The organism is Deinococcus hopiensis KR-140 (genome assembly GCF_900176165.1).
GTDB classification, from domain to species: Bacteria; Deinococcota; Deinococci; order Deinococcales; family Deinococcaceae; genus Deinococcus; species Deinococcus hopiensis.
This window is the reverse complement of sequence record NZ_FWWU01000008.1, coordinates 268714-286052: the sequence shown is the minus strand read 5'-3', so window position 1 is coordinate 286052 and position 17339 is coordinate 268714. Positions and strand designations below refer to the sequence as shown.

The window sequence follows — 17339 nt, the reverse complement described above, 5'->3', positions numbered from 1 at the left end:
CGCTATTTCCCCAGGTCTGCTCTATCAACGCCCCGTCTGTGACCATCTGTTGTCAGTCTGAGCGGGCACACTGCTCCAGCCCATTCATTCCTTTTTCCCTTCGTTGGACTGGGTTTCCTTCCCAAAAGAGTCCAGTGCGGCTTCCACCTGATCATGGAGAGCTTCGTCCATTTCATACCGATCTGACCAAGTAGGGCCGGCGTGGACGGCAATTTTCGCCTCTCCCAGGGTCATACCTTCGAGTTCCCGCAGTGCCCTGATGCTGTCCATCTTCCAGAACCCCGCGCGTCTCAGAAAAAGCAACACGTCCTCGACTGTGCCGCCTGCCGCCTGAAGAGTGCGGCAGGCGCCCAGTGCGACAACCCAATCGCGATCCGCAGCGTTGATCATGCCGACAGGATACGAAGCGGCCAACGGAGATAGAGCTTTGACATTCGCTGCAAACCGGACGCTTTCCCCCGAGGAAGAGATGGCGATTGCTGCTGTCATGCAGGCTTTTCCTGGAGTGAACAAGCGAGCTCTGGCGTCCGTCCTCGGCGTGAGCTCTTCGCAGCTGGCGTAAGGGGGCTTCGCGCCGCCAAGGATGAAACGCCCTCGCAGGGACGGCCCTGTCGTTCACGTTCCTGGTTAAAACCTACTCTCCCCACCTGCAATGGCCGCTGCGCCGTTGTGGGTCATTTTTGGAGCTTCATGCACATCACCCAGATGCGTCCCCAAGGAGATTCCAACGTCTCCATTCACTATCCCAGAGGGCACAAGCATCAGCCTGCTCTGCCCCACCTGGCCGTCATCACGCTGACCGGCTGGGTCGAGCCCGCAGAGGGTGGCCTGCGCGTGAACGGCATACTCGTCCGCGCCCATAAAAAGATCGACACACCTGTCCGGGTCACGGTGCGTGCCTATCCCAAGACCGACATGTACGGGGTCATCCGCGACCTGTACGCCCCGGCCAACAACATTCGCCCGGCACGGGAGCCCAATGGGACGTCCCTCACCGTCACGGGCCAGCTGCTGAAGGTGGACCGGGGCACCGGAACCATCAAGGTGAAGGTCTGCCCACAGCAGGCCAGCTGCAACCCGTTCGCCGTCACGCTGCACGCCACCACACAGGTGCTCGCGCTGGACCCCGGTACGTTCCACGTGACGGTCACGGGCCGCCTGGTGGACGTGGGGCGGGGCTGGCTGCTGGCCGAGACCGTCACGCCTGTGTACGCCCCAGTGCCGCAGCGCTGGCACCGCTGGCGCCCCAAACGCCGTCTGAAGTTCCCCAAGGAGGCCCCATGACTGAGCCTGATGACCGTTGCCCCGTGTGCGGGGAAGCCACAGAAGACATGCGCCACGTGGATGTCGAGCGCTTCTATCAAGTGGGCGACGGCCGTGCGCCGCAGCTGTACCAGCGGACAAAGTTCCTGGAGGTGGACCCCCAGGGGACGTACATCATGCGGCTTCGCCGGTACGTGGGCGGGGAGGTCCACCGCTTCGCGTACTCCCACACCGACGAGAAAGGCGTGCGTCACATCACGTCCGCTTGGGACCCAGCCACCCAGCCGGCCATCACACTCGCCGAGCAAACCCATTACGGCATCCCCTGCTGCAAGCGGTGCCGGGGGGACTTCATCACCCTGTTCCTCGCCTGGAGTCAGGGTAAGCACGTGCGCCGAGATGTGGTCGAGGGGGCCGCCGCTCTGGAGGACCTGGTGCCCATCCACGAGCACGGAGCCATCCGCCACATCACCCGCGGGGAGTGGTCCCAGCGCCAGGAACAGCGGGACGCCCTGGCCCCACCAAGAGGTGATTCACATGCGCGAAGTGTTCTTGTGGCTCCTCGGCCTGTCCCTCCCGACATTCCTGTTCCTGCTGGCGCTGTGCCGCATCAGTGCGCCGCGTACGCCCGAGGAACAGGCCGCGCAGGACGCCGAACAGGCCCATGCCCTGAACCCACACGCTGACATCCCCATCGATCTGGTCGTCCTGCTCAAACTCCACTACGGTTCCGAGGACTTCTGATGCCCCAATCCCACCGCCTGACCGTGATCCAGGCGCTTCTCCCCACCGGCGCGAACCTGACGGAGTTCGAGCGCCGTGCCGTCATCCAGCGCCTGCGCCAGTCCGCCGCCCGTAATCTCCCGGCCCTCCCCTGTCTGCACGAAGGCCAGCCTGCACTGCGCGTCTGCGTGGTGGCCCTGTCTGCCCCACAGGTCGAGGCCGTGGAAACGTACCTCGGGCACCTGGCTGAGCAGCAGCCCGGCAGACTGACGCCCCAGGAAATGACGTTCCTCGCCGCCTTCCAGGGAGCACCCACATGACGGACGCCACCCTTATCCTCCTCGGCCTGCTCCTGGTTCTGACGGGCGTCCTGGGCACTCGTCTGTGGTCCAAGGACCGCACCCACCTCAGCGCCACCCAGTACACGGCCCTGCAGCTGGTCCAGGCCGGCATCCGGAGCCACGGCCTGAACGCCCTCAAGTCCGAGCACGTGGAGAGCGCCCATCAGGCCGCCCGCGTGATCACGCGGGGCAAACGGTGACCTGGGCGGAGATTCTGGAGTGCATCCGGTCCATATGGCCGGGTCTCTCCCGCCCGGCCCGTCGCCTGCCTCCCGCTGTGCTGCTGACCGTGCGCCTGCGCCCCCTCGTCACCCTGGAACTGATCGGCGCCACCAGCGTTTCGGTGCGCCTGTCGCACGAGCCACTCCCGCGCGTGACCGGTCACCTGTACACCGAGGCTCCCGAGGCCATCCTCACGCCCCTGACCTGGGACCGCCTCCTGTGATGCCTGGTCCCCTGTTGCTGGAGGCTGCCTTGCTGCGCGCCCTGGAGGCTGGACCGGCAGGCCTGATCGGGATCCGCGCCCGCGCCCGGCTGCTGCTCCCCCAGCACCTCCCCGCCCTGGAAAACGAGTGCACCCTGGTCCGTGCCCTGGAGCGATTGCACCGCGAGCGCTGGATCAGCGTCCTGAACCCCGGCCCTGCGCCCCGCTACCAGCTCACCGGCCTGGGCGAGGCGCGCACCCTCTGGCACGGCGAACGCGGCACCCTGCGGAGAGACCGTTGAACCCCATCACCTTGACCTTGAAGGGCCGCCCGCGCAGCACGAAGAACAGCCGGAAGATCATCCGGGTAAACGGCAAGCCCCGCAGTGTGATGAGCGATTCGGCCGCCGCCTGGATCACGTCTGCCCGCGCCAGCCTGAAAAAGCAGTGGAAGGGCCGTCCGCTCCAGCACGCCATTCACCTGCACGTCCACGCCGTGTTCTGCGACCGCCACAGCCTGCCGGATCCGGACAACTGCATGAACGCTGTTCTGGACGCCCTCAAAAGCATCGTGCTCCGGGACGACAACCTCACCTGGGTGCCGTCCTTCGCCTTTTCTCACGAGGTGACACCCGGCGCGAAGGAATGCCTGGTGCTCACCCTCTCGGAGGCCGTGTGACGCTCCCCTCTTCCCGTCTTTACGTTAAGACGCCCGTCGCTATTGGTGACGTACATGGCTGCCTGGACCTCCTCGAACTCGCTGTGGCGCGCTTCCCAGATCAGTCGCTGGTGTTCCTGGGTGACTACATCGACCGGGGTCCAGACAGCCGCGGCGTGCTGCGCCTGGTGCGCAAGCTGGTGGAGGCCGGGCGCGCGGTGGCCCTCATGGGCAACCACGACCTCTGGATGACGGAGGTCCTGCTGGACGGGCAGGACCCCACCCTCTGGTACATGAACGGCGGCGAGCAGACCATGCAGAGCTACGAGGGCAATTGGGCCGAGGCTGTGGCAGACGCCCAGTGGATGCGGGACCGCCTGCACCCGTACGTGACTGCCGGGAACGTCCTGTTCAGTCATGCCATGCGCCCCCACGAGAGTGACGTTGACGCCCACATCTGGGGCCGACCCGGGGAGACGCCGTTCCATCCCCTCCCAGAAGGCGTGAAGTACAGCGTGCACGGCCACACCGCACTGCAGGCCTGTCCCTTTCCCATCGGCCTTGAGGACGGCACCATCGCCTGGTTTATCGACACCGGCGCGGTCTTTACCGGGGTGCTCTGCGCCCTGGACACCGAGACGTGGACGGCCCACCTCATCCGGAGGACATCGTGAAGAAGAAGCGATACGAAGTGCGCGCCACAGCCAGCATCGGCCACCGCAACTTCGAAATCTTCGACAACCAGGACCGGATGACCATCGCCTCGTTCAACGTAATGGGCCGTGATGACCGGACCAAGGAAGCTGTCCTCCGCAAGCCCGCCGAGGAGTACTGCGAGCGCCTGAACGCCGAGCACGATGACCAGCAGCAGACGAAGGTGGCCCGCGAAGCGATCTGGGATCACCTACTCGCCCTGCCGAACAGTGACGTGCAGCAACTGGCGCTGGCCCTGGAACGCGGGGGCCGCCTCCGGGGGGTGGTGAAGGTATGACGCGCCTGTACGCCTGGCTCCTCATTCACTGCACGCCGGTGCACGCCCGCGTCCTGCATGGCCTCGCTGGAGGAGTTCACTTCACGGCCCCTCTGTGCGGCCGGTACCGCATCAGTTCCGGACGTCTCTACGCTGCGCTGATACGACTTGAGGGCCAAGGACTGATCACTGGTGCCTGGGTAGAGGGCACAAACCCCGAAGGCACCGAGCGCAGTAGCCCTATTCAGCGCAGCCCTGCTCGTCGCAGCGGTCGTCGTGCTCGCGCGAGACCGCGTAGAAGGCGAGCGGCAGTCTTCCTGAACGGCGTCTGGTGCGGCCCGTGTGTACGGATTTCAGTAGGGCCTTTCTGGCTTCCCGGGAGGCGGTGAAGGGCATAAGGACGTTTTGAACGTCTGGGACGCAGACTCATCCAGAAGGTACACCAGTCCGGGAAGAGGGTTGGAGCGCTTCCCGCTTTATCTTCGGCTTCCCAGAGTGCAGGAAGAGCCTGCGCAAAGGCGTTCAATCCGGCGTGCTGGGACGCGGTGTCCTGTGCCCTTCCGCTCGCCGTAGCGTTGTGCGGGAACCATCTGCCTCAAACACCTGTGTGAAGGTAAAGGCATGTGCAGTTGGACCATAGGTGTGCAGGTGAGCGAGCCGTTCCTGGGCGTCTTGCACGGTAGGCTGACTGCCCATGGGCACCCACCACAATGCGAGGTGCGGGGAGGCGTACCGCTGAAACCACTCGCGCCGCCGTTTGAGAAAGTCCAGGTGCAAGCCCGAGTAGGAAAAGGCATGGAGGGCACCGAGTCCCTCCCAGACGCTGAGATTGACGATCAGCAAAGGGTCGGCGTCGAATACGACCTCAGTAGCGTTCCCCGTATCGTCTTTCAAGCGCCAGACGAATCCGGGAGCCGCATCGGCCAGACTATTCACAGGATCCAAGCCCGCTTTGAACTCAGCGATCTCAGGAGCATCCAACGGGAAGTGAAGCTTGGCAACATTAACCTGCGCGAGGTGCATGGGTAGGTCTCCTCCTTTCGGGAGGCTGTTTCACCCCTGTGCCATTCTCCTTTTCCCTTAGGCTTCCGTCGATCGGAAATACCGATGACTTTGTCCAACCCACCGGACTGACCGATCGGCTCAAACGCCATTCTCTTTATAGTGGGGCTATGAATCCTCGCCTGACCCTGGCGCAGCTCCGCATGTTCGTGGCAACAGCTGAGACTGGCGGGTTTGGAGCCGCCGCCGCTGAGCTGAACATGTCTCAGAGCACCATCAGCGAAGCAGTAAAGGGGCTGGAACGCACCCTGGGTACTCTGGTCTTTCGCCGGACGTCCGGGGGGATTCAGTTGACAGCTGCGGGCGACGTTGCCCTGAACTACGCGCGGACGGCTCTGGAAGCAGCCAGTGACTTGGAACGCGCCGTCAAAGATATGTCCGCCCTGCACCTAACGGGAACGCTCACGGTGGCCACGTACCGAAGCCTGGGTGTCCACCTGCTGACACCCATCTTGGGCTTCCTGCGTTCGACCCATCCCCTGCTTGAAGTCAAAGTCATGGACGCCGAGTTGGACGGTGAGAGCGGACAGCGTTTCATTCGGGAAGGTCAAGTGGATGTGGGCCTGATTCAGCTGACGGAGTCGAACGATCTGCTGACTTGGCCGCTTCTCGACGATGAGTACTGGGCCGTCTTCCCCATACGGCGCGGCAAGCGTCCTGTGCAGTGGTCCGAACTTCGCGAACAGCCCTTGCTTCTTCCACCGGATTCCAGTTGCTATACCGCCATTCGGGCACATCTCGCAACACACCTGGGCCAGGAATACAGCGTCCTGGAAATTGCGGACGACGACGTCATCTTCTCCATGGTTGAGCACGGGCTGGGTTTGACCGTCATGCCCCGCCTGGCCACCCTTCCCCTGCGCGACGGACTGGTGGCCCTGCCGCTTCCCAACCCGGTGCACCGCTCTATCGGCGTGGCCGTGAAGCCGGGCCGAGCCGGTTTGCCCCATATTCAGGCGTTTCTCAAAGCCATGCAGGCGCACAAGACTGCGGTCACCCTGCCCACACCGCTCCAGCTCAAATCGTCCTGAAGAGGGGATCTGAGATTGTTCAGTTTGGAGAAGAGCGCCATCATGGTATCCATAAATCTAACTCGAAAGAAGAAGCTTAGAAAGGTTGCTAGAATTTGATTGAATGCTTATTCGCTCATAACCAATGAGACACGCTCTAATTCTATGGTTTACGCCTATGTCAAAATTGCATTCCTCAAGTCAGAAGACGGTCTTGACGGTCCCATATTATCTGGCACCTAAATGAATGCGAGAGGGAAAAAGTGGCATGACCAACCAATCCGAAAATGACCGCATCGCCGAAGCAACTTATCCTCAAGTGATTGACCGTCTGCGAGCCCAGTTGGCGTTTTTGGTAACCTGCGACCGACTTAAGAATGTCGTACGCACCACTCACCTCCATGATGGTAGTCGCGCTGAGAATAGCGCTGAGCACTCGTGGCACCTTGCTTTAACGGCTCTGACATTGGCTGAGTACGCTCCACCTGACGTCAACCTCCCGAGAGTTGTGGAGTTGCTGGTAATTCATGATTTGGTGGAAATTTACGCTGGCGATTTGTATTTCGGTGCGACTGACGAACAACATGACGAGCAGGCCCTGCAGGAGCAAGCAGCCGCTCAGGCGTTGTTTGGTCTGCTCCCAGTTGATCGGCGTGGCCACTTTCAAAAACTGTGGGAAGAATTCGAAGCGAAGCAGACCTCGGAAGCCCGCTTCGCTAAAGCGCTGGATGCGCTGCAACCGATGCTGCTGACCTGGGGTGAGGGGGGGAAAGGCTGCCTGGAGCGTGAGCCTGATCTCACCGCTCGGCGCTTGTTAATGCTCAAAGAAAAGCATCTACAGGCGTTTCCAGCATTGTGGAGGTGGGCACAGCAGATGATTGATGAAGCTACACGGCTTGGCACGATCGCTGCTGGCTGAGCGGGTCCGCCATGACCGCCTGGACCCTGAATCCCCCCGTTCCAGGCCTAAAGGTGCTGGCCGACCGGGCCATGCAGTGGAGGTTTACCCCCGCACACCTCTGGAATGGTCAACCCTCTCGCGTCTGGTTGCCTGAGCCAAGGACCGACGATGCCACGCCTGCCTGAAGCCGTCGGCGCGGATCTCCACTTGCCCGCCCTGGACCTTCTTCGCCGCCACCGCTTCGTCACCCGTGAGCAGCTCGCCGGCCACCTCCGTGTGTCCCCCCAGGAAGCGGGACGCGTGCTTGAGGACCTCCACCGGCAGGGGACCGCGCACCGCACCCGGTTCTGGACCCTGAGCCGCCGCGCCCGCCTTGCCGCGTGGCAACCCTTCGAGACCCACCTCCTGACCCTGCCCTGCCCACACTGTGGCCTGGAATTGCACGTCGCCCCCTCCCCCCACATCAAGGAAGGTGACCGCGCCCTGTGCTTCAAATGCAAGCAGCCCACCGTGTACCGTGCTCGCCCTCACCGCCTCGAAGGCGCGTCTTAACGTAAAGACGCCCACGCCCCTGCCAGAATGGAGCGCATGCCCACGCCTGCTGAACCCCTGCCCGCGGACGCCGTGGACCTCCTCGTGCAGGAGGTTCGCTCGCGCGTCACCTACCGAGGCCTGCTGCTCCACGCCAGTGCCGAACTCGACACCCAGCGACAGCTGCAGGAGGTGCAGGAAAGCCTCGAAGACCACGACTGGCGTACGGACCCCGAACACGAGCGGCACCTGCGCCAACGCGTCGCTGCGCTGGAGAGCCAACTGGCCGAACAATGGACGGCCACTGCCGCCCAGGCCCGGCGCATCGTCACCACCAGCCGCGTTCCCTCTGAACACCGGGATCAAGTCACGGCCGCCCTCGCCACCCACGCCCGCCTGGAAGTCCAGCGGCGTCCTCTGCGCGCCGCCCAACTCAACCGTCCGCCGGCGCTCCGCTCCGCTCTTCCCGAAGGTCCGGCCCTCACCATCACGCCCGAGCAGGTCACCCACACCCAGCGTGAGGAGCAAAACGCCATCGCCCGCGCCCTGGTCTTCCCGGAGACCACCGAGCGTGACCGGGGCCTTGGAGAAAGTGCTGACCCCCTCACCCAGACTCTGGAAGAGGCGCACGCCCGGCTCCTTAGCAGTGACCGCCTCTGCCGCAGGTACACCCTCGCTGGGCAGGACCAGCTCGCCCTTCACTACGCCTTGCAGGCCCAGACTGCTGAGACCGAGTACGACCGCGCCCACGCCCAGATCACCGCCGAACGCCGCGACACCCTGAAGGGCCGCCCCTACGCCGACGGTGACACCTATCACGTCCACCTCCCCCACCCGGACGGCACCGGCCACCACCTCATCCACCTGGACGTTCGCTACGACGCCAGCGGCCTGCACCTCGAAGTCACGGGGGACAGTGCCCGTCGGATCGAGCGCCGCACCGGCATCCGCGCTGGAACCGGCTGGAGCAGCCTCGCCCGGTGGATCGAGGACACCCATGCGGCCCTCGTCGAAGGGCGGGGCGGTGGCCGCCGTCCCCAGGGCCACGCCCACCTGATCTGGGAGTGGCAGCACGACACCCGCCTCGTCCTGCGCCGCCACCTCAACCGCGACTACCCCGGCCTGATCGCCGCGCTCGAAGCCATCCGCTGCGCGCTCGAACCAGCTTGAGAAGCGCCTGCAGAAAACGTTGACAATCCACTTCCAAAAGGCCACAATGCAATTAATCTGCTCTACATCACCCCAAACGCCTGTCCCCGCCTCACTGGTGGGGATTTTTCATGCGCTCAGGAGACCCCATGCGCCGCGCCCCGCTCCCTTTCTGGGAGAACGTCCACATCATCTACAGCCTGTTCGCCTGGCGCATGCTCGTGCGCGGTTGGAGTCGGGAGCGCCTCACCGAGGTCATCGCCAAAGAGGAAGGGAAAGACCTCCCCGGCCAGTACGCGGACGTGCTCCAGCAGGAATACGCCTACAAGGAAGCCCGGCGCTTCCTCCCCTGACCCGTCTTAACGTAAAGACGCACTCCCACGACAGGAGGTGACCCCGTGACGAAGAAGAAAAATCCCAAGCCAGCGCGGGGCACCCCTGATCAGGTCGCCAGCGCGTCAGCAGGGGAGAGCCGCTCCGCCAAACCCCGGAAGACCCCCCTCAAGACCAAAGGCGGGCAGGGCCGCAAGCCGGAGCACAAGCTCGTGCAACTCGCCCCCGAGCAGCAGAAGTTCCACGACCTCCTCCGGGAATGCACCATCCAGGAACGGAAATTCGTGCTCGCTGTCCTCGAAGGGCACAACTACACCCAGGCGGCCATCCGCGCCGAGTACGCGGAGAGCCGCGCTCCAGAGACTGGAAGCCGATTGGTCAGCCGTGGCAGGGTGAAAAACGCCCTGGAGGCCGGGTATGAGGCGGCAGGCATCAGCCCCGCCCGCACTCTGGCCTTCATCGCAGCCCTCGCCAACTTTGACCGTTCCCAGATCGAGACCATCGTTCGCCAGCGAACCACCGATCACGAGGAGCGGCCCGCGCAGCAGGTGGCCGAGCAGGTGCGCCGCGAGCTGGAAATCGTCCGCTCGGCGGTGGAGGACTTGAAGATCGAGGAGGCGGACGAGGCGGAGATCAAGCCCCTTCAGATGCGCCTCAGCCGGTTGCGCCTGCGGGTGATGGACCTCGAAATCCTGTTGGATCAGGACCCAAACGCCCTGACCATCGTGGAAGTCGAGCGCCTGGAAGAAATCCCGCTGATCGACCTGAAGAAGGCACGCGAGCTGGGCCTGTCCCGGTTCATCAAGGGCGTCAAGCGCGGCAAGTACGGGTACGAGATCGAACTGCACGACTTTATGGACGGCGTGGACCGCGCCGCCCGCGTGCACGGCCTGTACAAGGAGCGGCTCAGCGTGGAGAACCCGGACGGCACGCCGCTGGACATGGTGCGCAACGCCTCGGCCGACGACATGGGTAAGCTGCTCGCCGCGTATGACCAGCTGCGAGGCAGATCATGACCGCCGCTTCGCAAGTGAGCATCCACCGCCCCATGCCTCCGGCTCACATCTACGACGACATCGACGTGGCGATAGAGGAGACGCTCGAATGGCACAAGGCCCAGCGGCAGCTTGAAATCCTGCAGGAAATCAAACGCCGCATTGAGTTGCTCGACCGCATTGGGAAGGACTCCGGCGCGCAGGCCGCGACCATCGCCGCGTGCATCCGTGACCCGCTGCTGTTCATCAACGACTGGTGCTGGACCTACGACCCGCGGAACGTCGCGGTGGGCCTGCCGGGCAACGTGCCCCTGGTGCTACGGCCCAAGCAGGAGGAGTTCGTCCTCTGGTGCGAGGCGCGGATCGAGGCCCGGGAGAGCGGGCTGATCGAGAAGAGCCGAGACGAAGGAGCCACCTGGGTGTATGTGGCCCGCGCCGTGCGCCGCTGGCTGTGGTGGGACGGCTGGAAGATCGGCATCGGCAGCCGCAAGGTGGACTTCGTGGACAAGCGCGGGGTACTCGACAGCATCCTCGAAAAAGTCCGGTTCATCATCCGGTACCTGCCCGTGTGGATGCTCCCTAAGGGCTTCGATCCTGACGAGCACATGCCGTACATGCGGATCCAGAATCCCGCGAACGAAGCGACCATTACAGGAGAAGGTGGCGACGACATCGGGCGCGGTGGCCGCAGCACCGAATACCTGGTGGACGAACACGCGAACCTGGAGCGGCCCCAGCTGGTAGAGAACGCCCTCTCGCAGAACGCAGAGACCGTGTTCAACCTCAGCACGCCACGTGGACGGGGCAACCTCTTCGCGCAGAAGCGCTTCGGCGGACGCCTCAAGGTGTTCACCTTCTTCTGGAAGGACAACCCCGACAAGAACTTCACCGCGCAGCTCCGCGTGCAGGAGGGCAGCGACACCCGCGTCACCACCATCTACCCCTGGTACGAGGCGCAGAAGCGCAAGAAGGATCTGCGTCCCGTCACGGTGGCCCAGGAAATCGACATCGACTACGACGCCTCGGTGGAAGGCATCCTTATTCCCAAGGCGTGGGTGGACGCCGCCTTCGAGCTGGACCTGCAGGGGAACGGTCAGCTCGCCGGAGGACTGGACGTATCCGACACCGGACAGGACCGGAGTGTTTACACCAGCCGCGATGGGCCACGCGTCCTTCGCATGGTGAACGTCACTGCCTCATCCGGTACGCCGGTAGACGTGCGCGTCAAGGACCTGGCTGGGATAGACGGCATCCGGGCATTGCATTACGACCGCATGGGCGTGGGTGCGTCCATTACGGCGACGCTCGTTCGCCAGAGCCAGGCCAACGAGATTCCCTTCCAGGTGATGGGCATCGCCAACGGTGAGAAGGCCAGCGAAACCCTCTACGACGATGCGCCGGACACGCCCGCTCGGCAGCGTTTCGCCAACTACGCGACGGAGCTTTGGTGGCGGCTGTACCTGCGCTTCAAAGCCACGTACGAGTTCGTGACCGGCAAGGCCTACCACGAGCCGGACGACTGCATCAGCTTGGTCGCCCTGAAGGGCACGGAGGCCGAACAGACTGTCCGGCAGCAGATCACGCAGCCCACCACCCGCCGGAGCGGCCAGAGCGACCGCATCCTCATCGACAAACTCGGCGGGGACCGCAACGCACCCAGTCCGGACTGGGCAGAGAGCCTCATGTACGCCTTTGCCATCAGTCCGCCGGCCGAGCCGGAAGCGCCCCGCGCCACACCTCAGGATGTGTTTGACGTCCTCAATGCTTTCAACAAGCGTCTACCAAGGAGGTGATGACCCATCGCGCTGAGAGACTCTTTTGCCCGCGCCTGGCAGGTGCTCAACACCCCACTCACCGACCTGCTCCCTGCCCGGCGCTCCCGCGCTTCGCCTCGACAGGTGGCGCGCCCCGCCTCGAACCTCACCCTGGGCGTCGGCGCGGCCCTGCGTACCGGCGCGGCCCGCGCACCTGGGCAGATCAGCCGGGACGACTCCCCGCAGGGCATGCTTGTGCGCCTCGCGGGCGCCTACCCCGGCTACCCGAAGGAGACCCGCACCCGCCTCAGCGGCATCCTCCGCGCCCTGATCCAGAACGACGAGGACGTCAGCGGCACGGTCAGCGACTACCTCGCCATCGTGAACCCTGGCCACACTGTGGAGTTCACCGGCAGCCGCAAGGCCGTGAAGGCCGCCCGGGTGGAACTCGACCTGCTCGCCCGCACCCTGTATCCCGAGGGTGGCGGCGTGGACGGTCTGATCAACAACCAGGTCATGGAACTGCTCGCCAGCCCCGCCAGCAGCCTGGAGTGGATTCCCAACGCGGACCGCTCCGGCCTGAGCGGCGTGGCGGTTGTCGCGGCCGAGCACGTCGTCATCGGGCGGGACCCGGACACAGGTGAACGCACCTTCCACCAGGTGGGTGTGGCCCTGCAACCCATCCGCCTGGACCCTGCCACGTACCTGTACGCGCCGCTGGTCACCATGGGCGGCGATCCGCACGGCGTGCCGATGTTCCTCAGCGCCCTGCGCGCGCTGGACCGCAAGGACCGCCTGATTCAGAACACGGACCGCGTGATCGACCTGATGCGCCAGATTGCTCTGGTGGGTGTGGAGCTGCCCATGCCCACGCCGCAGGACTTCGGCCTGCCCAGCGCGGACGATCCCCGGTACGCGGACTACAAGCGCGAGTACGCCGAGCAGGCCGCCGACATGATCCTGGGCCTCGCGCCCCAGGGCCTGTTCGTGGGACCGCAGGGCACGAAGTTCACCATCAACAACGTCACGCACTCCCTGGCTGGCCTTGACGACGTGATGCAGGAGAACAACCGCCGCGCCTGGTCAGGCCTGGGCACCACGCCCTTCCTGCGCGGTCACATGGACTCCACGACCGAAGCCCTCGCCAAAGTCGTCTACCCGATGATCGAAGCCCGCGCGACGAACATCCAGGCGACCCTCGCCCGGCAGCTGGAATTCGGTCTGAACCTGCACCTCAGGTTGAGGGGCATTCCCGCTGTGGCGTACGTCCGCTTCCAGCAGGCGGAGAGCGCGTTCAAGCAGGCGGAAGCGGAGGCCTACCTCACGAAGATGAAGGGTCACGAGATCGGGAAGAAGGTGCTCGGCAAGGCCTACGCCCGGCGTGTTGCCGATGACCTCGACCTGTCCGACGACGAGGACCAGCACGCTCCGCCGTGGGCGGGAGGCTGGGGGGATGGGGGAGAGGAGACCGCGCCCGCCTCACCGGCCAGTCCCGCTCCACCAGGCGCGGAGGCCGAGCAGGTCCGGCTCACCCTCGCCTACCGCCCCCGTGCCCGCCGCTACATCCACGCCCCGCACCGCGCGCCGCCCGACCCGGGCGGCTTTTCCTTGCCCTGAGGAGGCCCCATGCCTGCAGAAAAGACCCGCTCCCCCACCCGCCTCTCCGGTATTACTGCCCTGATCATGAATGGTCGCTGGGCCATCAAGCAGTCAGAGCTGAACGACATCGTGACAGGCTTCAACACCTACCTGAAAGGGAACGTGGCTGGAGATGACGTCCTCACCCAGGTGCGTGAGGCACGCTCCCGGCGCGCCGAGCAGACCCAGCAGGCGCAGGACCAATCGGTTGGCGTCGCCATCCTCCCCATGCACGGCACGATCTTCCCGCGCGGTTCCATGATGGTGGACCTGTGTGGGGCGCTGGACGCCCATTCCTTCGCCGCCCGCGTGCGCGCCGCAGCGAACGACTCCACCGTGGCCAGCATCGTGCTCGACGTGGACAGCGGTGGGGGTGCCGTCAGCGGCGTGGACGTGGCCGCCGAGGCTGTGCGTTACGCCGCCACCCAGAAGCGCGTCACCGCCGTCGTGAACACCATGGCCTGCTCGGCGGCCTACTGGATTGCCTCCGGCGCGACCGAGATCGTGGTGACGCCCGCCGGTGAGGTGGGCAGCATTGGCGTGATCGGCACGCACACCGACGAGACCGCCTGGCTGGACGAACAGGGCCTCAAGGTCACGTACGTCCGGTCCACCGACCGCAAGGCCCTCGGGCAGAGCGCCGAGGCCATGGACGGCGCGGTGCTCGAGCAGTGGCAGTCCGAAATCACCCGCATTCACGATCTGTTCGTCGCGGACATCGCTGCCGGACGCTCCGTCACAGTTGCCACGGCGAAGAAGTGGGGCACGGGCGACGTGTGGTTCGGGCAGGAAGCGGTGGACGCGGGGCTCGCCGACAGCGTGGGCACCCTGGACAGCGTGATGCAAGACCACCTCACGGCCGCCAAACCCACTCCGACCTCTACCGTTCGTCAGGGCCAGACGCGCCCGGCGGGCGAGACCCCCCAGGAGGGCCACGTGATCCTCACCGTCAAAGACCGGACCGGCAAGACCCACACCATCGACACTGAGAGCGCCACCGCACAGGCGGACGCGCAGGGCACCGTCACCGGCCTGGAGACCGGCGCGTACGAAGCAGGGGTGCAGCAGCAGCGTGAACTGATGGCGACGGCGCTCAGCATCGAGGTGAACGACCTCACCGCCGAGCGCCTGAAGCAGGTCCGGGAAGCCGCCTGGAACGGCGCGGCCTACCGCGCGGACCTCGAAAGCAAGGTGGCGGCGCTCGCCACCAGCGTGTACGGCGCGGAGAACAAGACGGCCCTGGACCGCATGGCCCGCCTCGCGGGCAAGGCCGAGATCGAGGACCTCCAGGGCATGGTCGATGACCTCACCGCGCAGAAGAACGCGAAGTTCCCCAACAGCCGCCTGAGTGTGGATGCCCCCGAGAAGCCCGAGCAGGAAGAAGACACCCAAGCCTCGGCGACCGCGACCGTCATCGGCATCTAAGTCCGCCTCTCCGGCCCCAGGCCATCACCCCATCCCCAGGAGGGACACACCATGCGTATTGCAGACCTCATCTTCAACGGCCAGAACGCTTTCCCCACCATGCAGATCGATGCGGGCACCCAGGAGGGTGACGCCGTGGCCTTCACTGGCCCCGGGCGTGCGGGCCGCGGCGCGAACGGCAACCCGCTGCTCGGCAAGGTTCTGAAGATCGAGAAGGACGGGTACGGCACCGTCGCCATCTACGGCGCGGGCTTCACCGACATTCCCGCTGTGGGCACCCTTGCGACTGGCCTGCAGAACCTGGTGGTGGACGGCGCGGGTAAGGCCCTCGTCGGATCGGGCGGCAAGCAGCTGCTCGTGAACGGTGCGGCTGCCGGCGTCGCCAACATTCAGCTGTAACGGTCACCCCGCCCCACTCGCCCGCCCCGGCCAGCGCGCCAGGGCGGTTTTCGCTGTACCCGCCCTGGAGGGCACCATGACCAAACTCGCACTGAAGGACATCAGCCTCGACCTGAAGCAGGACGCCCGCGCGAACAAGCGCACCTTCGCCCAGCACCTGCAAGTCCTCGCCGAGAAGGGCGACCTGAGCGAAAAGCTCTACATCCCCGAGGCGCGTGACGCGCAGGGGAACACGGTCCCTGCCTGGAAGCAGATCATCGCGCGGGGCGCGGGTATCCAGCCCAAGGGCCGTCACGCGGCCACAAGCGTGAATGACGCGTTCTTCACCAACGACGCGGACCGCATCCTGTTCCCCCTGTACATCGAGGAGCGGTACCGCGAGATCAACAACACCCGCCGCAATGGCCTGCGCCTGGCCGACCTGGTGGCGGACACCGTGACCGCCGAGGGCGGCGCGACCGACATTGGCATCATCCGCGAGAGTGACGACGACGAGAATGCTGACCTCAGCCGCATCGCCGAGGGCGCGGAGTTCCCCGTGCTGCGCATCGAGAGCACCGGCAAGACGGTGGTGTTGTACAAGTTCGGTGGTCGCCTGGAGGCCACGTACGAGGCCATCCTGTACGCCAGCCTCAGCACCTTCGACCGCTGGCTCGGGAACGTCGCGCGCCGCTCGGAGAACAACAAGATTCGCACGGCGCTGCGCATCATCCGCAACGGTGACGGCAACAACAACGCCGCGCCGAACGTGGACACCCTGAACGTCGGGACCTTCGAGCTGGCGGACATTATTGCGCTGCTGCAGAAGGCGGGCGATGTGGGGGCCGAGCCGACGATCGTGACTGGTGATCCCACGGAGTTCGCTGCGATGTTCAGCCTGGACTTCATCTCCTCGCCCAGCAGCAGCGCTCGCGCGGCCGAGGACGTCCGGAATACCGGCACCCTGCCCGTTCTGCTGGGCATGGAGCCCCGCATGGCGCCCATCAAGAGCGTGCTGGATGGCAGCCGCCAGCTGCTGGCGATTGACCCCTCGCGCGGGCTGACGATGGCCGTGGATCCCCGCTTCGACCTGGTGGAGTACGACACGATCATCAAGCGTCAGATCAAGGTCGTGCAGGTCAGCGAGAAGATGGGTTTTGCCAAGACGGACATCGGTGTGGGCACCACCCTCACGCGCCGCAGCGCCTGAGACCACGCCCTCAGCGGAGCTTAGACCGTCCCCATGACGCGGGTTGTGGGGACCCCGTACGAAAGGAGGCCCAACGTGGCCACCCGCGCAGAGAATGCCCAGGTCCTCAAGCAGGAGCTGGGCCTGGAAATCGACACCAGTGGACCCGACCCGAAAGCCCCGCAACTTCAGGGCTGGGCAGATCGCCTGGCAACCGAGAAGGACGCCGTGCAGAAGGAAGTGCTCACGTGGCAGGTGCAGAACACCTTGGACGTGGAACTCGAACCCGAGGGGGTGACGGTCGAGCAACTGCAGAACTGGTTAGGCCGGGCAGACACCGAGCGCGAGGCGGTTCTCGCGGAGATCAACGGAGGGTCGAACGCGAACGACCTGGCTCCAACCGCGCCTTCTGCCACCCCAAATGAGACGGTGCTGGTGACCGTGAACAGCGTCATTGCTGGGTATGGTGGAACGTTCGGGGATCCTGAGCAGGACCCTGAGAAGCGCGTGATCGGTAAGGAGCCCCTGTCGGTGAAGCTCACGCACGCCGTGGGCCGGGCTCTGGTAGACGGCACGCTCGTCCTGGCGGAGTAAC

At 65.0% G+C, this 17339-nt stretch carries 23 protein-coding genes; 21 read left to right on the top strand and 2 right to left on the bottom strand.

The genetic code is table 11. The features are described 5' to 3' along the window. Positions 1 to 84: 84 nt before the first annotated feature. The gene (locus B9A95_RS11885; protein ID WP_084047739.1) at positions 85 to 390 is read right to left on the bottom strand and encodes a hypothetical protein; all 306 of its coding nucleotides are present in this window, start codon (positions 388 to 390) and stop codon (positions 85 to 87) included. 300 nt (positions 391 to 690) lie between these two features. Here B9A95_RS11885 and B9A95_RS11880 point away from each other — a divergent pair, with 300 nt between their 5' ends. The 9 genes from B9A95_RS11880 (at position 691) to B9A95_RS11845 (ending at position 4400) form a co-directional block, all read left to right on the top strand. Further along, the gene (locus tag B9A95_RS11880) at positions 691 to 1284 is read left to right on the top strand and encodes a hypothetical protein (RefSeq protein WP_084047489.1); all 594 of its coding nucleotides are present in this window, start codon (positions 691 to 693) and stop codon (positions 1282 to 1284) included. A 516-nt stretch (positions 1285 to 1800) separates the two neighbouring features. Beyond that, entirely contained in the window at positions 1801 to 2007 is a 207-nt protein-coding gene (locus B9A95_RS11875) for a hypothetical protein (protein ID WP_139806723.1), read from the top strand. Beyond that, positions 2007 to 2306 (top strand): hypothetical protein, encoded by a 300-nt coding sequence (locus B9A95_RS11870; protein WP_084047487.1) that lies wholly within the window; start codon positions 2007 to 2009, stop codon positions 2304 to 2306. Before B9A95_RS11875 ends, B9A95_RS11870 begins: the two co-directional genes overlap by 1 nt. Next, on the top strand, positions 2303 to 2527 hold the full coding sequence (locus tag B9A95_RS11865) for a hypothetical protein (RefSeq protein ID WP_084047486.1): 225 nt from the start codon (positions 2303 to 2305) through the stop codon (positions 2525 to 2527). The genes B9A95_RS11870 and B9A95_RS11865 overlap by 4 nt, the downstream gene beginning before the upstream one ends. Continuing rightward, positions 2524 to 2772, top strand: coding sequence for a hypothetical protein (locus B9A95_RS11860; protein ID WP_084047485.1), 249 nt, complete (start codon positions 2524 to 2526; stop codon positions 2770 to 2772). Before B9A95_RS11865 ends, B9A95_RS11860 begins: the two co-directional genes overlap by 4 nt. Beyond that, on the top strand, positions 2772 to 3053 hold the full coding sequence (locus B9A95_RS33630) for a hypothetical protein (protein ID WP_170928606.1): 282 nt from the start codon (positions 2772 to 2774) through the stop codon (positions 3051 to 3053). The genes B9A95_RS11860 and B9A95_RS33630 overlap by 1 nt, the downstream gene beginning before the upstream one ends. After that, complete coding sequence (locus B9A95_RS11855; RefSeq protein WP_170928605.1) at positions 3050 to 3430, top strand: RusA family crossover junction endodeoxyribonuclease; 381 nt, start codon at positions 3050 to 3052, stop codon at positions 3428 to 3430. The genes B9A95_RS33630 and B9A95_RS11855 overlap by 4 nt, the downstream gene beginning before the upstream one ends. After that, on the top strand, positions 3427 to 4083 hold the full coding sequence (locus B9A95_RS11850) for a metallophosphoesterase family protein (protein WP_170928604.1): 657 nt from the start codon (positions 3427 to 3429) through the stop codon (positions 4081 to 4083). Before B9A95_RS11855 ends, B9A95_RS11850 begins: the two co-directional genes overlap by 4 nt. Then, positions 4080 to 4400, top strand: coding sequence for a hypothetical protein (locus B9A95_RS11845; protein ID WP_084047482.1), 321 nt, complete (start codon positions 4080 to 4082; stop codon positions 4398 to 4400). The genes B9A95_RS11850 and B9A95_RS11845 overlap by 4 nt, the downstream gene beginning before the upstream one ends. A gap of 501 nt (positions 4401 to 4901) precedes the next feature. Here B9A95_RS11845 and B9A95_RS11835 read toward each other — a convergent pair. Continuing rightward, a complete protein-coding gene (locus B9A95_RS11835; RefSeq protein ID WP_084047480.1) occupies positions 4902 to 5402 on the bottom strand; it encodes a DUF3291 domain-containing protein in 501 nt (166 codons plus the stop codon). A gap of 149 nt (positions 5403 to 5551) precedes the next feature. On the opposite strand from B9A95_RS11835, the gene B9A95_RS11830 reads away from it, so the two are divergent. From B9A95_RS11830 to B9A95_RS11775, 12 genes are all read left to right on the top strand, one after another. Further along, on the top strand, positions 5552 to 6472 hold the full coding sequence (locus tag B9A95_RS11830) for a LysR family transcriptional regulator (protein ID WP_084047479.1): 921 nt from the start codon (positions 5552 to 5554) through the stop codon (positions 6470 to 6472). A gap of 247 nt (positions 6473 to 6719) precedes the next feature. Further along, entirely contained in the window at positions 6720 to 7370 is a 651-nt protein-coding gene (locus B9A95_RS11825; RefSeq protein ID WP_084047478.1) for an HD domain-containing protein, read from the top strand. Between the two features lie 150 nt (positions 7371 to 7520). Next, entirely contained in the window at positions 7521 to 7904 is a 384-nt protein-coding gene (locus tag B9A95_RS11820; RefSeq protein WP_084047477.1) for a hypothetical protein, read from the top strand. A 36-nt stretch (positions 7905 to 7940) separates the two neighbouring features. After that, a complete protein-coding gene (locus tag B9A95_RS11815) occupies positions 7941 to 9053 on the top strand; it encodes a hypothetical protein (RefSeq protein WP_084047476.1) in 1113 nt (370 codons plus the stop codon). A gap of 128 nt (positions 9054 to 9181) precedes the next feature. Further along, the gene (locus B9A95_RS11810) at positions 9182 to 9385 is read left to right on the top strand and encodes a hypothetical protein (RefSeq protein WP_084047475.1); all 204 of its coding nucleotides are present in this window, start codon (positions 9182 to 9184) and stop codon (positions 9383 to 9385) included. 45 nt (positions 9386 to 9430) lie between these two features. After that, entirely contained in the window at positions 9431 to 10381 is a 951-nt protein-coding gene (locus B9A95_RS11805; RefSeq protein ID WP_084047474.1) for a terminase small subunit, read from the top strand. Then, positions 10378 to 12153: a hypothetical protein gene (locus tag B9A95_RS11800; RefSeq protein WP_084047473.1), complete on the top strand. Its 1776-nt coding sequence runs from the start codon at positions 10378 to 10380 to the stop codon at positions 12151 to 12153. The genes B9A95_RS11805 and B9A95_RS11800 overlap by 4 nt, the downstream gene beginning before the upstream one ends. Positions 12154 to 12258: 105 nt before the next feature. Continuing rightward, positions 12259 to 13731, top strand: coding sequence for a hypothetical protein (locus tag B9A95_RS11795; protein WP_139806722.1), 1473 nt, complete (start codon positions 12259 to 12261; stop codon positions 13729 to 13731). 9 nt (positions 13732 to 13740) lie between these two features. Continuing rightward, positions 13741 to 15177, top strand: coding sequence for a S49 family peptidase (locus B9A95_RS11790; RefSeq protein WP_084047471.1), 1437 nt, complete (start codon positions 13741 to 13743; stop codon positions 15175 to 15177). Positions 15178 to 15228: 51 nt separating this feature from the next. Continuing rightward, positions 15229 to 15576, top strand: coding sequence for a hypothetical protein (locus tag B9A95_RS11785; protein ID WP_084047470.1), 348 nt, complete (start codon positions 15229 to 15231; stop codon positions 15574 to 15576). A 76-nt stretch (positions 15577 to 15652) separates the two neighbouring features. After that, entirely contained in the window at positions 15653 to 16765 is a 1113-nt protein-coding gene (locus B9A95_RS11780) for a phage major capsid protein (RefSeq protein ID WP_084047469.1), read from the top strand. Positions 16766 to 16840: 75 nt separating this feature from the next. Then, positions 16841 to 17338: a hypothetical protein gene (locus B9A95_RS11775; RefSeq protein ID WP_084047468.1), complete on the top strand. Its 498-nt coding sequence runs from the start codon at positions 16841 to 16843 to the stop codon at positions 17336 to 17338. Position 17339 lies beyond the last annotated feature (1 nt).

Bases quoted from the DNA above. Each gene is read 5' to 3' on its own strand.
- B9A95_RS11885 (WP_084047739.1), bottom strand. From the start codon at position 390: ATGATCAACGCTGCGGATCGCGATTGGGTTGTCGCACTGGGCGCCTGC.
- B9A95_RS11880 (WP_084047489.1), top strand. From the start codon at position 691: ATGCACATCACCCAGATGCGTCCCCAAGGAGATTCCAACGTCTCCATT.
- B9A95_RS11875 (WP_139806723.1), top strand. From the start codon at position 1,801: ATGCGCGAAGTGTTCTTGTGGCTCCTCGGCCTGTCCCTCCCGACATTC.
- B9A95_RS11870 (WP_084047487.1), top strand. From the start codon at position 2,007: ATGCCCCAATCCCACCGCCTGACCGTGATCCAGGCGCTTCTCCCCACC.
- B9A95_RS11865 (WP_084047486.1), top strand. From the start codon at position 2,303: ATGACGGACGCCACCCTTATCCTCCTCGGCCTGCTCCTGGTTCTGACG.
- B9A95_RS33630 (WP_170928606.1), top strand. From the start codon at position 2,772: ATGCCTGGTCCCCTGTTGCTGGAGGCTGCCTTGCTGCGCGCCCTGGAG.
- B9A95_RS11835 (WP_084047480.1), bottom strand. From the start codon at position 5,402: ATGCACCTCGCGCAGGTTAATGTTGCCAAGCTTCACTTCCCGTTGGAT.
- B9A95_RS11830 (WP_084047479.1), top strand. From the start codon at position 5,552: ATGAATCCTCGCCTGACCCTGGCGCAGCTCCGCATGTTCGTGGCAACA.
- B9A95_RS11825 (WP_084047478.1), top strand. From the start codon at position 6,720: ATGACCAACCAATCCGAAAATGACCGCATCGCCGAAGCAACTTATCCT.
- B9A95_RS11820 (WP_084047477.1), top strand. From the start codon at position 7,521: ATGCCACGCCTGCCTGAAGCCGTCGGCGCGGATCTCCACTTGCCCGCC.
- B9A95_RS11815 (WP_084047476.1), top strand. From the start codon at position 7,941: ATGCCCACGCCTGCTGAACCCCTGCCCGCGGACGCCGTGGACCTCCTC.
- B9A95_RS11810 (WP_084047475.1), top strand. From the start codon at position 9,182: ATGCGCCGCGCCCCGCTCCCTTTCTGGGAGAACGTCCACATCATCTAC.
- B9A95_RS11800 (WP_084047473.1), top strand. From the start codon at position 10,378: ATGACCGCCGCTTCGCAAGTGAGCATCCACCGCCCCATGCCTCCGGCT.
- B9A95_RS11790 (WP_084047471.1), top strand. From the start codon at position 13,741: ATGCCTGCAGAAAAGACCCGCTCCCCCACCCGCCTCTCCGGTATTACT.
- B9A95_RS11785 (WP_084047470.1), top strand. From the start codon at position 15,229: ATGCGTATTGCAGACCTCATCTTCAACGGCCAGAACGCTTTCCCCACC.
- B9A95_RS11780 (WP_084047469.1), top strand. From the start codon at position 15,653: ATGACCAAACTCGCACTGAAGGACATCAGCCTCGACCTGAAGCAGGAC.